The sequence below is a fragment of the Aeromicrobium phragmitis genome (assembly GCF_003674095.1).
Taxonomy (GTDB): domain Bacteria; phylum Actinomycetota; class Actinomycetes; order Propionibacteriales; family Nocardioidaceae; genus Aeromicrobium; species Aeromicrobium phragmitis.
In genome coordinates this window covers 567,496-580,649 of the sequence record NZ_RDBF01000001.1, presented here as the reverse complement: position 1 = coordinate 580,649, position 13,154 = coordinate 567,496, and the positions used below count along the sequence as shown (strand labels likewise).

The 13,154-nt window shown below is 69.5% G+C and carries 12 protein-coding genes; 7 read left to right on the top strand and 5 right to left on the bottom strand.

The window, feature by feature from the left end; all coding sequences use genetic code 11:
* Positions 1–103 precede the first annotated feature (103 nt).
* The 6 genes from D9V41_RS02755 (at position 104) to D9V41_RS02730 (ending at position 6,542) form a co-directional block, all read left to right on the top strand.
* Entirely contained in the window at positions 104–853 is a 750-nt protein-coding gene (locus tag D9V41_RS02755) for an enoyl-CoA hydratase (RefSeq protein ID WP_121793041.1), read from the top strand.
* A 51-nt stretch (positions 854–904) separates the two neighbouring features.
* The gene (locus D9V41_RS02750) at positions 905–2,113 is read left to right on the top strand and encodes a PP2C family protein-serine/threonine phosphatase (RefSeq protein ID WP_121792968.1); all 1,209 of its coding nucleotides are present in this window, start codon (positions 905–907) and stop codon (positions 2,111–2,113) included.
* 216 nt (positions 2,114–2,329) lie between these two features.
* Positions 2,330–4,189, top strand: coding sequence for an acyl-CoA dehydrogenase (locus tag D9V41_RS02745; RefSeq protein ID WP_121792967.1), 1,860 nt, complete (start codon positions 2,330–2,332; stop codon positions 4,187–4,189).
* Between the two features lie 91 nt (positions 4,190–4,280).
* Positions 4,281–4,781, top strand: coding sequence for a hypothetical protein (locus D9V41_RS02740; RefSeq protein ID WP_121792966.1), 501 nt, complete (start codon positions 4,281–4,283; stop codon positions 4,779–4,781).
* A gap of 31 nt (positions 4,782–4,812) precedes the next feature.
* Positions 4,813–5,592: a maleylpyruvate isomerase family mycothiol-dependent enzyme gene (locus tag D9V41_RS02735; protein WP_121792965.1), complete on the top strand. Its 780-nt coding sequence runs from the start codon at positions 4,813–4,815 to the stop codon at positions 5,590–5,592.
* Positions 5,593–5,600: 8 nt separating this feature from the next.
* The gene (locus D9V41_RS02730) at positions 5,601–6,542 is read left to right on the top strand and encodes an oxidoreductase (RefSeq protein WP_121792964.1); all 942 of its coding nucleotides are present in this window, start codon (positions 5,601–5,603) and stop codon (positions 6,540–6,542) included.
* Here the strand turns inward: D9V41_RS02730 and D9V41_RS02725 are convergent.
* Entirely contained in the window at positions 6,535–7,845 is a 1,311-nt protein-coding gene (locus D9V41_RS02725; RefSeq protein ID WP_243697130.1) for an MFS transporter, read from the bottom strand. The two genes, D9V41_RS02730 and D9V41_RS02725, sit on opposite strands and share 8 nt — an antisense overlap.
* A gap of 119 nt (positions 7,846–7,964) precedes the next feature.
* Between D9V41_RS02725 and D9V41_RS02720 the strand changes: the two genes are divergently transcribed.
* The gene (locus D9V41_RS02720) at positions 7,965–8,453 is read left to right on the top strand and encodes a GNAT family N-acetyltransferase (RefSeq protein WP_121792963.1); all 489 of its coding nucleotides are present in this window, start codon (positions 7,965–7,967) and stop codon (positions 8,451–8,453) included.
* 76 nt (positions 8,454–8,529) lie between these two features.
* Here the strand turns inward: D9V41_RS02720 and D9V41_RS02715 are convergent, their stop codons facing one another.
* The 4 genes from D9V41_RS02715 to D9V41_RS02700 all read right to left on the bottom strand — a co-directional run bounded on the left by D9V41_RS02715 (position 8,530) and on the right by D9V41_RS02700 (position 13,149).
* Complete coding sequence (locus D9V41_RS02715) at positions 8,530–9,834, bottom strand: dihydrolipoamide acetyltransferase family protein (protein WP_121792962.1); 1,305 nt, start codon at positions 9,832–9,834, stop codon at positions 8,530–8,532.
* Entirely contained in the window at positions 9,834–10,814 is a 981-nt protein-coding gene (locus D9V41_RS02710; RefSeq protein ID WP_121792961.1) for an alpha-ketoacid dehydrogenase subunit beta, read from the bottom strand. Before D9V41_RS02710 ends, D9V41_RS02715 begins: the two co-directional genes overlap by 1 nt.
* Positions 10,811–11,944, bottom strand: a complete 1,134-nt coding sequence (gene pdhA, locus D9V41_RS02705; protein ID WP_121792960.1) for a pyruvate dehydrogenase (acetyl-transferring) E1 component subunit alpha — start codon at positions 11,942–11,944, stop codon at positions 10,811–10,813. The genes D9V41_RS02710 and pdhA overlap by 4 nt, the downstream gene beginning before the upstream one ends.
* A gap of 146 nt (positions 11,945–12,090) precedes the next feature.
* On the bottom strand, positions 12,091–13,149 hold the full coding sequence (locus D9V41_RS02700) for a histidinol-phosphate transaminase (protein ID WP_121792959.1): 1,059 nt from the start codon (positions 13,147–13,149) through the stop codon (positions 12,091–12,093).
* Positions 13,150–13,154 lie beyond the last annotated feature (5 nt).

Genomic DNA, 13,154 nt, shown 5'->3' with positions numbered 1-13,154 from the left:
AGCGACCCTGCACCGCTGGCGGTCATAGCGTCATACGTTCGGAGGGTCAGGGGCCGCGAAAGGTATGACGCAAGGGGACGCTCGCGCACGCTACGGTGACGCCATGTCACTCGTGCTGCTGGAGTCCGACGGACCGATTCGGACGATCACCTTGAACGCGCCGGACCGCCTCAATGCCCTCGACATGCCGCTGTTGGACGAGCTCCGAGCGGCGGTCGCGACGGTGGCGAGCGACGGCGAGGCACGGGTCCTCGTCGTCCAAGGCGCCGGCAAGGCGTTCTGCTCGGGAGCGAACGTCGACAGTCTCTTCGGCGACACGAGCCGCCCCGTCGAACAGCTGCGCGAGCACCTGATGCGCGTCTACAGCTCCTTCCTCGGCATCCGCGACCTCACGATCCCGACGATCGCCGCGGTGCACGGCGCCGCCGTGGGTGCCGGACTCAACATCGCGCTCGCCTGCGACGTCATCGTCGCCGGACCGAAGGCGGGATTCGGCCCGACGTTCTCCAAGATCGGCCTCCACCCCGGCGGTGGCTGCACGTCGATGCTGACCCAGCGCATCGGCTCGGCCAACACGGCCGCGGCGCTCTACGCCGGCGAGATCATCGACGCCGAGACCGGCCTGCGCCTCGGCATCGCCCAGGAGATCGCCGACGACGCGCGAGCCCGGGCCCAGGAACTGGCTGCCGCCTACGCGGCGCGGAACCCCGCGTTGATGGCCGACATCAAGCGGTCGGTCCAGATCGCGGCCACCGCCGACCTGGCGGAGTCCCTCGACTTCGAGTCGTGGGCGCAAGCCACGTCACTCAGCAGCGAGGAGTTCGCCGCGTTCGCGGCCCGCTTCCGTCGGTAAACGCCCGCCTGCCCCTGGGGAAACGGACGACCCCCGGGGTACAGTGCGCGGGTGAAACCGAGCAGGGCAGGGACGGCAACCCCGGGGGCGCATGCCGCGTCCGCCCGCGCCGACCCGGTCGACCCTGACATTCTGGCGATTCTCCACGAGGCGCGCCGCCGCTTGCGAACCCAGACCGCATCGCTGCTCTTCGTCAGCGAGAACGGCACAGTACTCGAGCCCTACGCCTCGGTCGGCCTGCGGCACACCCTGCGCGCCGCTTCCCGCGTTCCGGTGGGCCAGGGCTTCGCCGGCCGGATCGCGCTGTCGCGCCAGCCCCTGAGCCTCTCGCAGGTCACGCGCGAGAACGTCATCAACCCCCTGCTCCGCACGTCGGGCGTGCAATCGCTGCTGGGCGTTCCGGTCCTGACGCCGTCACGGCTCCTGGGCGTCCTGCACGTCGGCACCTTCGAGGGACACGAGTTCAGCGACGACGACGTCGCCACGTTGTTCGAGTTCGCCCAGCAGGTCGCCGCGATCGCCGAGCCGGCCGGGGTGCACCGCGCGCACGACGCGGCACTCATCCTGCAGCGCAGCCTGCTGCCCACGACTCCTCGCGAGATCGGCGGCCTCGAGACCGCCGCGCGTTACGTTCCGGCCGAGGGCGACCTGGGCGGCGACTGGTACGACGTGTTCAGCCTCCCCGGGGGCAGCATCGGTTTCGTCATGGGAGACGTGGTCGGCCACGGCCTCCCGGCCGCCGTGATCATGGGACGGCTCCGCAGCGCACTGCGGGCCTACGCGCTCGACTACGACCGTCCAGCGCAGGTCCTCGAACGACTGGATCGCAAGATCCGCCACTTCGAGGACGGCGCCTTCGCCACCGTCGTCTACGCCGTGATCCATCCCCCGTTCGACACCATCACCTTCAGCTCGGCCGGACACTGGCCGCCGCTGCTGGCCGCACCTGGCGAGTCGCCGCGGGAGATCCCGCTCGAGAACGACCCGATGCTCGGCATCGGCGACTTCGAACGGAACGAGACGGCGGTCGAGCTCCCGGCGGGTTCGTCACTGTGCTTCTACACCGACGGACTGGTGGAGCGACCGATGGACGCGCAGGACCCGTATTCGCGATCGACCGACCAGCAGTTGGACATCGTCCGCGCCCACTTCTCAGCAGCCGACGACCCGGAGACGGCGTGCAGCCGTCTCGTCGCCAACACCGTCGGCGACGAGTTCGTCGAGGACGACATCGCCCTCCTCATCGTCCGTCGCCCCTGACCCGCCTGCTCCACGGGGCGCCGTGAGCGTCGGCGACCGCGTTTGTCCTTCGCATTCCCACCGCGAGTATGGCCCGCTTGCTCTGGAGCAAGCGGGCTTCTTCGTTCCCGCGACCCCGGGGTTGAACTCCTAAGTTACTCGCGAGATACTTAAGTTACCCGGCAGTAAACCTCCGGTCAGCCGATCGATCCGAACGTACCCCTGAAGGACGCTGGCATGAGCCATTACAAGAGCAATCTGCGTGACGTCGAGTTCAATCTCTTCGAGCTGTTCGACCGCGACTCGGTCATGGGCTCCGGGCCCTTCGCCGAGGTCGACGGCGAGACGGCGCGGAGCATCCTCATCGAGGTCGAGCGCCTGGCCCGCGAGGACCTCGCGGCGTCCTTCGTCGACGCGGACCGCAACCCGCCGGCCTACGACCCCGACGCCAAGACGGTCGCCATGAACCCCGAGTTCGCCAAGAGCTACCAGGCCTGGATGGACTCCGAGTGGTGGCGTCTGCAGCTTCCCGAGGAGCTCGGCGGTCAGCCCGCCCCCTCCTCCCTCATCTGGTCGCTCGGCGAGTTCGTCCTCGGCGCCAACCCTCCGGTGTGGATGTACGGCGCCGGCCCGGCGTTCGCCCGCATCGTGTGGGAGAACGGCACGGAGCGCGACAAGAGGATCGCCGAGCACATCATCGAGCGGCGCTGGGGCACCACGATGGTGCTCACCGAACCCGATGCCGGGTCCGACGTCGGCGCCGGCCGCACCAAGGCGTTCCAGAACGAGGACGGCACGTGGCGCATCGAGGGCGTCAAGCGCTTCATCACCTCGGCCGAGCACGACATGAGCGAGAACATCATGCACCTCGTGCTGGCCCGTCCGGTGGGCATCGAAGGCGTCGGCGGGCCCGGCACCAAGGGCCTGAGCCTGTTCCTCGTCCCCAAGTACCACTTCGACCTCGAGACCGGTGAGCTCACCGGCGAGCGTAACGGCGCCTACGTCACCAACGTCGAGAAGAAGATGGGCATCAAGGTCTCCACCACGTGCGAGGTGACCTTCGGCGACGGCGAGCCGGCCACCGGCTGGCTGCTCGGCGAGGTGCACGACGGCATCAACCAGATGTTCCGCGTCATCGAGAACGCCCGCATGATGGTCGGCGCCAAGGCCATCGCCACGTTGTCGACCGGCTACCTCAACGCCCTCGAGTACGCCAAGGAGCGCGTGCAGGGCGCCGATCTCACCAACCCGGCCAAGACGGCTCCTCGCGTGACGATCACGCATCACCCGGACGTGCGCCGCTCGCTGCTCACGCAGAAGGCGTTCGCCGAGGGCCTGCGCTCCCTGATGATCTACGCGGGCACCTGGCAGGACGAGATCGCGATCAAGAAGGCGGCCGGCGAGGATGCCTCGCTCGCCGAGTCCGTCAACGACTTCCTGCTCCCGATCGTCAAGGGCTACGGCTCCGAGCGCTCGTGGGTGCTGCTGGGCACCGAGTCGCTGCAGACCTTCGGCGGCTCGGGCTTCCTGCAAGACTACCCGGTCGAGCAGTACGTGCGCGACGCCAAGATCGACACCCTGTACGAGGGCACGACCGCGATCCAGGGTCAGGACCTGTTCTTCCGCAAGATCGTCCGCGACAAGGGCACGGCGCTCGGCTTCCTCAACAACGAGATCGAGGCGTTCATCAAGAACGAGTCCGGCAACGGCCGCCTCAAGGTCGAGCGCGAGCTGCTCGCCAAGGGACTCGACGACGCCCAAGCGATCGTCGGCGCGATGTTCAACGACCTCATGGCGGCCAATCCCGCCGAGGAGAGCGGCGACGCCCGCAACGTCTACAAGGTCGCGCTGAACACGACGCGCCTCATCTACGTGCTCGGTGACCTGGTGGTCTCCTGGCTGCTGCTGCGTGGCGCGGAGGTGGCGACCGCCAAGCTCGACGCCGGAGCGACGGGTGCCGAGAAGTCCTTCTACGAGGGCAAGGTCGCCGCGGCCTCGTTCTTCGCCAAGAGCGTCCTGCCCAAGCTGGCCGCCGAGCGGCAGATCGCCGAGAACGTCGACCTGTCGGTCATGGAACTGGATGATTCGGCGTTCTGATCCTCCCCGCTGACGACGAGGGCCCCGCCGGGGGTGGGGCCCTCGTCGTGTCTCGCCGAAGGCACACCGAGCGGTATGGCACAGTGGCGCGGTGAGATCTCGCGCGTGGTACGTCACCGGCGCCTTGATCGCAGCCGTCGGCTGGGTCGGCGCGACGGCCTACACCGCGGGAGCGTGGGACGAGTTGCGCGACAGCACCGTCACTCCGGTCGGCCAGCCGTTCGACGGTTCCGGTCATGATGTCGCCGTCCTCACGGACCTGCCGCAGCCCGGTCGCGAGATCACCTGCGAGGCGGTCGGTCCCGGGGAGGAGCGAACCTCCATCCCCGCGGACTCCGTGGTCGACGTGACCGTCAGCTCGGACGGCACCCGCTGGCACCTCATCGCCCTGATGGAGGACGGCCGCGAGCAGATGAGCGTGGAGTGCCGTCCGGCCGACGAGCGCTCCGACAGCGCCATCTACGGCTATGCGGTCGTGGACGACCTCGACGCCCGCGACCGCACCGGCTCGATGATCGCGTGGGGCTCGCTCGTGGCGGGGATCGCGGTCATCGGGCTGACCGCGTGGCGGCGGAGCCGGCCGCAGGGGTGACGAATCGCACCGAGCGCCCTAGGTTGGCCCCATGAGCCTGCAGACCTATGTCGACGCCTGGCGGCACTCCGTCAACGCCGTCCTCGATCTCGACCTCACCGCCGACGACGCCGACCGAGTCACGGACCTCCCCGGTTGGTCCGTCCGCGACGTCGTGGCGCACCTGGTCCATCTCGAGGAGGTCCTGGCCGACGGCTCGGAGAGCGCCAGGCCCGACGGCCCGAAGGGGTTGTCCGCGGAGTACACCCAGGCAGGCGTCGACGCGCTCAACGACGTGCCACTCCCGGACCTCCTGGCCCGCCTCCGCGCCGCGGTGGATCGCCGATCTGCCCAACTCGAGGTGCTGCCGGACGATCCCCAGGCCGTGGCGCCCAGCACCCTCGCGGGCACGCCGTGGACCTGGGACACCCTGTTGCGTAACCGGGCGATCGATGCGTGGATGCACGAGCAGGATCTGCGCCGCGCACTCGGCCGCAGCGGCAACCTCGACTCTCCCGGTGCCCATGTGGCCGTACAGAGCTTCCGTGCCGCCCTCCCGTTCGTCGTCGGCAAGCGGGCAGGGGCGCCGGCGGACCACCCGGTCGGCGTCGTGGTCACCGGCGCGATTCCCTTCACCCGCACGGTGGCTGTGGGCGAGGACGGTCGCGCGGGGGACACCGACGCCGATCCGAAGACGACGCTCACGATGGACACCGAGTCCTTCGCCATCCTCGGCGGAGGACGACGCAAGCCCGGTCAGGTCCCCGTGACGGTCGAAGGAGACACCGAGCTCGCGCACCGCGTCCTCACCGGTCTGGCCGTCACCCCCTAGGACTTCCGATGAGCGATACCTGGACCACCGAGGACATCGGCGATCTTCGCGGGCGCACGGCGGTGATCACCGGCGTGACAGGCGGGCTCGGCGCCGCCACCGCTCTGGGCCTCGCCCGGCGCGGTGCAGGGTTGATCGTCACGGCCCGCGATCTCACGAAGGCCCAGGACGCCGTCGACCGGTTGCGGCGCGAAGCGCCGGACGCACAGATCGAGGTGGTCCGGCTCGATCTGGCCGATCTGACGCAGACCACCGCCGCAGCGACCGAACTCGCCGGGTCGGTCGAGCGGGTCGACATCCTCGTCAACAACGCGGGGATCATGATCCCGCCCTTCTCGCGCACCAAGGACGGCTTCGAGTTGCAGATGGGCACGAACCATCTGGGCCACTTCGCGTGGACCGCCGGCTTGTGGCCGGCGCTGCGGCACGGGGCGCGGGTCGTCACGGTGTCCTCCTTGGCCCACGCTTCCGCCCGACGGCTCGACCTTCGGGTCCTGACCGCCGGGAGCAGCCCGCCTCGCTACCGGCGCTGGCAGGCGTACGGGGAGTCCAAGCTCGCCAACCTGCTGTTCGCTCTCGAACTCGACCGGCGAACCAAGGCGGCGGGCCTCGCGGTCACGAGCGTCGCGGCGCATCCGGGCTACGCCTCGACCAACCTGACCAAGACCGGGCTCACGTTGCACGGCTCCTCGCTGCCGGCGATCGCCGTACATCAGATCACCGGTGTCATCGGGCAGTCCGCATCGATGGGCGCCCTCCCCTTACTCCGCGCTGCGACGGATCCCGCGCTGAGCGGAGGCGAGTACCTCGGGCCCGGCGGCTTCCAGCAGTTGCGCGGCAAGCACCCGCGGCGGGTCGGCATGACGCGGCTTGCCCGCGACGAGGCCCTCGCCGCCAGCCTGTGGGAGGTCTCCGAACGCGCCGCAGGTGTGCAGTTCGAGGTCAGCTGATCTCGCGGCCCGAGATGCGTCCCCACTCGTCGGGGTCGTCACGTCGCAGTCGGGCCCGCGCCTTTCGGCGGTAGCGCCAGATCTGCACGAGCCCGAGCGTCCACAGGACGTACTGGAAGCTCATCGCGAGCTTGAACGCCTCGGGCGTGTACGCCGCGCTCGACCCCGGCGTCGCTGCGTCGAGGATGATACCGATCATCACGACCAACACGAGGCTCGCCACGAAGCCGCCCTGATTGATGATCCCGGTGGCGCTGCCGAGCCGTTCGATGGGATTGGACGTCCGACCGAGGTCGAAGCCGATCATCGAGGCCGGTCCGCCGACGCCCGCGACGATCACGAGGATCACCAGCATCCAGCCTGGAGCGTCGCCCGGCCACAGCAGCACCACGGTCCACGTGAGCATGATCGACCAGACGAGCGCCAGGACCAGCGTCGAGCGATGCCACTGGTACGTCGCGACGAACCAGCCGAGGACCGGGCCAGCCGCGATGACCGCGATCACCATGACGGTGAGCAGGACGTTGGCGAACGCCTCGCTGGTGTTCTCACCGCGGACGAAGAACGGGAAGCCCCACAGCAGACCGAGGGTCGTCGTGCTGAACTGCGTCGTGAAGTGGATCCAGAAGCCGAGTCGCGTCCCCGGGTGGGACCAGGACGCACCGAGGCTCGACTTGATGTTGGTCCACGACAGCGCCGGGCCGCGAACCGTTCGACGGCTCGGCTCGTCGCGCACGGCGAGCAGGACGGCGATGGCCGCGACCAGACTCATCGCGGCCGCCAGCACGTAGGACCGCGTCCACCCGAGAGTGCCGAGGGCGTAGGTCATCGGGGCCGCGGCGACGATCGCGCCGATCTGGCCGACGGGACCGGTGATCTGCGTGATCAGCGGAATCTGTCGCGGCGCGAACCACGCGTTGATCAGCCGCAGGACGCACACGAACGTGAGCGCATCACCGATCCCCACGAACACGCGCGCCAGCACCGCGAGCTCGTAGGAGTTCGAGAACCCGAACCCCGTCTGGGCGAGAACCAGCACGAGACTGCCAGCCAGCATGACGGCCCGGGGACCGAAGCGGTCCACGAGCAGCCCGACCGGAACCTGCATCCCCGCGTACACGAGCAGCTGCAGCATCGTGAAGGTCGCGAGCTGCGACGCGGAGATGTCGAACCGTTCGGAGGCGGCAAGCCCGGCCACCGCGAGCGAGGAGCGGTGGAAGACCGCCAGCAGATAGGCGGAGACGGCGACGCCCCAGACGAGGAACGCTCCCGGAGAGTTTCGGTCCGGATGCGCCACGTTCACCTCGACATTCTAGGAGTGGCCAGCACACCGCCGTCGCACGGATCCGCCGGTGTGACATGGGCCACGCTTCGGCGGATGCGGTAGCCATCGACCGGAGATTGACATAACGTTGTTTGGCGATGAGCCCAGTTCTGACACAGACAACGACCATCCGACCGATCAACGACAACGATCTCGACACCATCGTCGATCTCAACCAGGACGCCTTGGAGGGCGTCGGCCCCCTCGACCGCGCGAAGACCGCCGAGCTCGTGGCGATGGCCGACCAGGCGCTGGTGATGGAAGATGACGGCGACATCGCCGGTTTCGTCATCACTCTGCCCCCCGGCGTCGCCTACGATTCGAGCCGTTACCGCTGGTTCGACGGCTACTTCGACACCGATGACTACGTCTACCTCGATCGCATCGTGGTGTCGGCCGATCACCGCCGCAAGGGCGTCGCCTCGCGGCTCTACGAGGCGATCGAGCGTGACAAGCCCATCGGCCTGGAGGTCTACGACCACAACGATGCCTCGCTCGCCTTCCACGCCGGTCGCGGTTTCCGCGAGGTGGGTGTGCTCGCCGAGAGCGGCGTCGTCAACGTGATGATGGTGCGACTTCCCGCCTGAGCGGAGCGCGACCACTTCTTGTTCACCACGAGGGCGGGACGACCACGGTCGTCCCGCCCTCGTCGCGCGTACGGCGTCAGAAGGTCAGCGCGCGAACCGGATCGGAGAGCAGCGCAGCGACGTCCGCGAGGAAGCGCGAGCCCTGCTCGCCGTCCACCACCCGATGATCGAAACTGCACGCGAGCGTGGTGACCCACCGTGGCACGATCGCGTCGGTCGCCTCGTCCACCCAGGGACGGCGGTTGATCGCACCGACGGCGAGGATGCCGGACTGACCGGGGTTGAGGATCGGCGTGCCCGCGTCGACGCCGAAGACGCCGACGTTGGTGATCGTGAACGTGCCGCCGGTCATCTGCGCGGGCTGGAGCTTGCCCTCGCGGCCGGTGGACACGAGCTCACCGATGGCGCGGCCGAGTTCGGACAGCGACATCGTGTCCGCGCTCTCGACGACCGGGACCAGCAGCCCGCGGTCGGTAGCGGTCGCGATGCCGAGTCCCACGTGCTCGGGGAAGACGATCTCCTGGGCTTCGTCGTTCCACCGCGCATGCAGGTCCGGCGTGCGCCGCAGCGCGAGGCACACCGCCTTGGCCACGATCAACGTCGGCGTGACCTTGACGTCGGCGAACTCCCGATCGCCGCGCAGCCGGTCCACGAGGTCCATCGTCGCGCTGACGTCGACCGTGACCCACTCCGTGACGTGCGGCGCCGTGAAGGCCGACTGCACCATCGCCTCAGCCGTCCGCTTGCGCACCCCCGCGATGGGCACTCGCCTCTCCCGCCCGCTTTCCTTCTCTTGCGTCATACGTTCTGCTGGCTCCGACCCTCCGTTCGTATGACGCAAGGCGAGATGCGCCTCCACGTCCGCGCGGCTGACGATGCCGGAAGGGTCGGAGGGGGTGACCTCGCGCACGTCGACGCCGTGGTCCTTGGCGAACTTGCGGACGGGCGGCTTGGCGAGAGCCGCGACGCTCACCGGAGCCGGCACGTCGGGTTCCGACGACCTCGGGGCACGGGTCACGCGACGGCGACGCCGCCCGCTGCCGAGGATCTCCGAGCGAGGGCCGTAACCCACGAGGACTCCGTTCTTCGGCGCCTCCGAGGCGTCCTCGTCGGCGGGCGGCGCCGGGTCCGCCGGGTCCGCAACGTCCGCCGCGTCGATCCGCAGGATCGGCGTGCCGACCGCGACGGTGTCGCCCTCGTTCGCCAGCAGCGCACCGACGCGTCCCGCGAACGGGCTCGGCAGCTCAACCACCGACTTGGCGGTCTCGATGTCCACGAGGACGTCGTTGACCTGCACCTCGTCGCCCTCGGCGACCCGCCACGTGACGATCTCGGCCTCGGTCAGCCCTTCGCCCACATCCGGCAACGCGAATTCGGGCATCAGAACTCCTTCGCGGTGTCGACGGCGTCGAGGATGCGATCGACGCTCGGCAGGAACTCGTTCTCGACCCGGCTCGGCGGATAGGGCATGTCGTAGCCGGTGACGCGCTGCACCGGCGCCTCGAGGGAGTAGAAGCACTCCTCGCTGATGCGGGCGCTGAGTTCCGCGCCGAGACCGAGCGTGCGCTGCGCCTCGTGGACGACGACGGCCCGGCCGGTTCGACGTACCGAGTCGACGACCGGACCGAGGTCCAGCGGCGAGAGCGAGCGCAGGTCGATGACCTCCAGCTCGATGCCTTCGTCGGCCGCCGTCGTCGCCGCGTCGAGACACGTGCGCACCATGGGCCCGTACGTGATGAGCGTCGCGTCAGTGCCGCGGCGGCGCACCACCGAGGACCAGAGGTCGACGCCGGGATCGCTCGTGTCGACCTCGCCCTTCTCCCAGTACCGGCGCTTGGGTTCCATGAAGATCACCGGGTCGTCGGACTCGATCGCCTCCTGGATCATCCAGTAGGCGTCGTGCGGGGTGGCGCACGAGACGACCTTGAGACCGGCGGTCATCACGAACTGCGCCTCCGGACTCTCCGAGTGGTGCTCGACGGCGCCGATGCCGCCGCCGAACGGAATCCGGACCACGAGCGGCACCCGAATGCGGCCGGCACTGCGGAAGTGCAGCTTGGCCACCTGGCTGACGAGCTGGTCATAGGCCGGGTAGACGAAGCCGTCGAACTGGATCTCCACGACCGGGCGGTAGCCACGCGTCACGAGACCGACCGCCGTGCCGACGATGCCGGACTCCCCGAGCGGGGTGTCCATGACCCGGTTCTCGCCGAAGTCCTTCTGTAACGCATCGGTCACCCGGAACACGCCGCCCAAGCGTCCGATGTCCTCGCCCATGAGGACGACGTGGTCGTCGCGCTCCATCGCGGCACGCAATCCCGCGTTGATGGCCGCGCCGAGGCTCATCGTCTGCGTCGTCATGCCGCGCCCCTTTCGTCCAGGGCCTGCCAGGCGACGACATCGTCACGCTGTGCGGCCAACTCCGGCGGGAGATCGGTGTGCACGAAGGAGAAGAGGTCGGCGAGGTCGGGCTCGGGAAGCCGCGCACACGCCTCCCGCAGCCGCGCACCGAGAGCATCGGCCTCCGCCTCGACGGCGCCGAAGAACTCCGGCGTGCTGCCCTCGGACTCGAGGAACGTGCGGACCCGGGCGATCGGGTCCTTGGCCGTCCACTGCTCCGTCTCGTCGGCCGTGCGGTAGCGCGCGGGGTCGTCGGACGTGGTGTGCGCGCCCATCCGGTACGTGACCGCCTCGATGAGCGTGGGGCCGCCGCCATCGCGGGCTTTCTGCAGGGCGGTCCGGGTGACGGCGTAGCAGGCGAGAACGTCGTTGCCGTCGACGCGGACACCCTCGAAGCCGAAGCCCGACGCGCGCTGGGCGATCGGCACTCGGGTCTGGCGTTCGAGCGGGACGGAGATGGCGTACTGGTTGTTCTGGCAGAAGAACACGACGGGCGCCTGATACGACGCCGCCCAGACGAACGCCTCGGCGACATCACCCTGGCTGGTGGCGCCGTCGCCGAGGTAGGCGATCGCCGCGGCGTCGCGCTCCGGGTCGTCGTGGCCGACCGCGCCGTCGAGCAACAGTCCCATCGCGTAGCCGGTGGCATGCAGGGTTTGCGCACCGATGATGATCTGCGGGAGGCCGTATCGGTGGTCCTGCGGGTCCCAGCTGCCGAGCTCGGTGCCGCGGAAGAGCCCGAGCAGGTTCGCCGGGTCGACGCCTCGGCAGTACGCGACGCCGTGGTCGCGGTACGTGGGGAAGGCGAAGTCCTGAGGGCGAAGCGCGCGGCCCGAGCCGACCTGTGCGGCTTCCTGGCCGAGCGCCGGTGGCCACAGTCCGAGCTCACCGTGCCGCTGCAGGGCGAAGGCTTCGGTGTCGATGCGACGGGTGAGCACCAGATCGCGGTACCACCCCTCGACCTCCTCGCGCTCGACATCATCGTCGGGGAACCGGGGGTCGTGCCGCCGGGTGCCGTCGGGGCTCAGCAGCTGGACGAGCTCGTGCTCGCCGGCGAGGGCGCCGGGCTGCGGGGTCATGGGTAGGGTCATGCCGATCCTCCAATCGCCGTCGCGCGGGATGACCGCGGTCGGTGCAACGGGACGCAGCTCCAGGGGTGGCGGAGCGAGAGCGCCACGATGTGACGGTGCTCACATCGTGAGACCAGCGTAACCGCTGGACTGGCCGGGGGCCAGCCTCAGCGGGCGGCGCGCCAGCGCGCGGCGGCCGTCAGGAACTCGGCGTTGATCTCGGGGTCACCGATGGTCACCCGCACTCCCTCGCCGTCGAACGCCCGCACGGACACCGGCGCGCAGTGAGCGGCGAAATCGAGGGAGTCGGCGCCGAGCGGCAGCCACACGAAGTTCGCGTGGGTGTCGGGAACGTCCCACCCGTCCGCACGCAGCGCGGTCATCACGTCCTCGCGCTCGGCGACGATCGCCTCCAGCCGCTGCTCGAGCTCGTCGACCGCCTCGAGCGAGGCGACCGCGGCCGCGATCGCGATGTCGGTCACCGCGAACGGCGCCGTGGCCGTACGCACGACCGACGCGATCGCCGGCGGCCCGACGAGGAAGCCGATCCGCAGGCCCGCCAGCCCGTAGGCCTTGGAGAACGTGCGGAGGACGACGAGGTTGTCCCGGCCGGCGAGGGCGTCCAGGCCGCGCACCGCGGCGGGATGGCGGACGAACTCCGCGTACGCCTCGTCGATCACCACGAGCACGTCCGAGGGCACGCGGGCCAGGAACGCGTCCAACTCGTCACGCGTGACCACGGGACCGGTGGGATTGTTGGGCGAGCACACCAGTACGACCCGCGTCGCTTCGGTGATCGCGTCGGCCATCGCGTCGAGGTCGTGGGAGGCGTCGTCTCGCAACGCGATCGGCACGCCGGTCGCGCCGGCGAGATCGACCGCGATCGGGTATGCCTCGAAGCTGCGCCAGGGATAGACGACCTCGTCCCCGGCCTCGCAGAACGCCGCCAGCAGCGTGAACAGCACGCCGACCGAGCCCGTCCCGCCGGCGAGCTGGTCCTCCTCCACACCCAGCCGAGCACTGAGCGACCGATAGAGCGCGGCCATCCCGGCATCGGGATACCGGTTCATGCGGCCGAGCTCGGTGGACGCACGTTCCAGCACCGATGGCAGCGGCGGGAACGGGTTCTCGTTGCTGGAGAGTTTGTATGCGTCGCTGTAGGCAGGCTTGCCGGCGCGGTATGCCGGAAGGCGCTCGAACACCGATCGGGGACGAGGGAAAGCCATGGCGT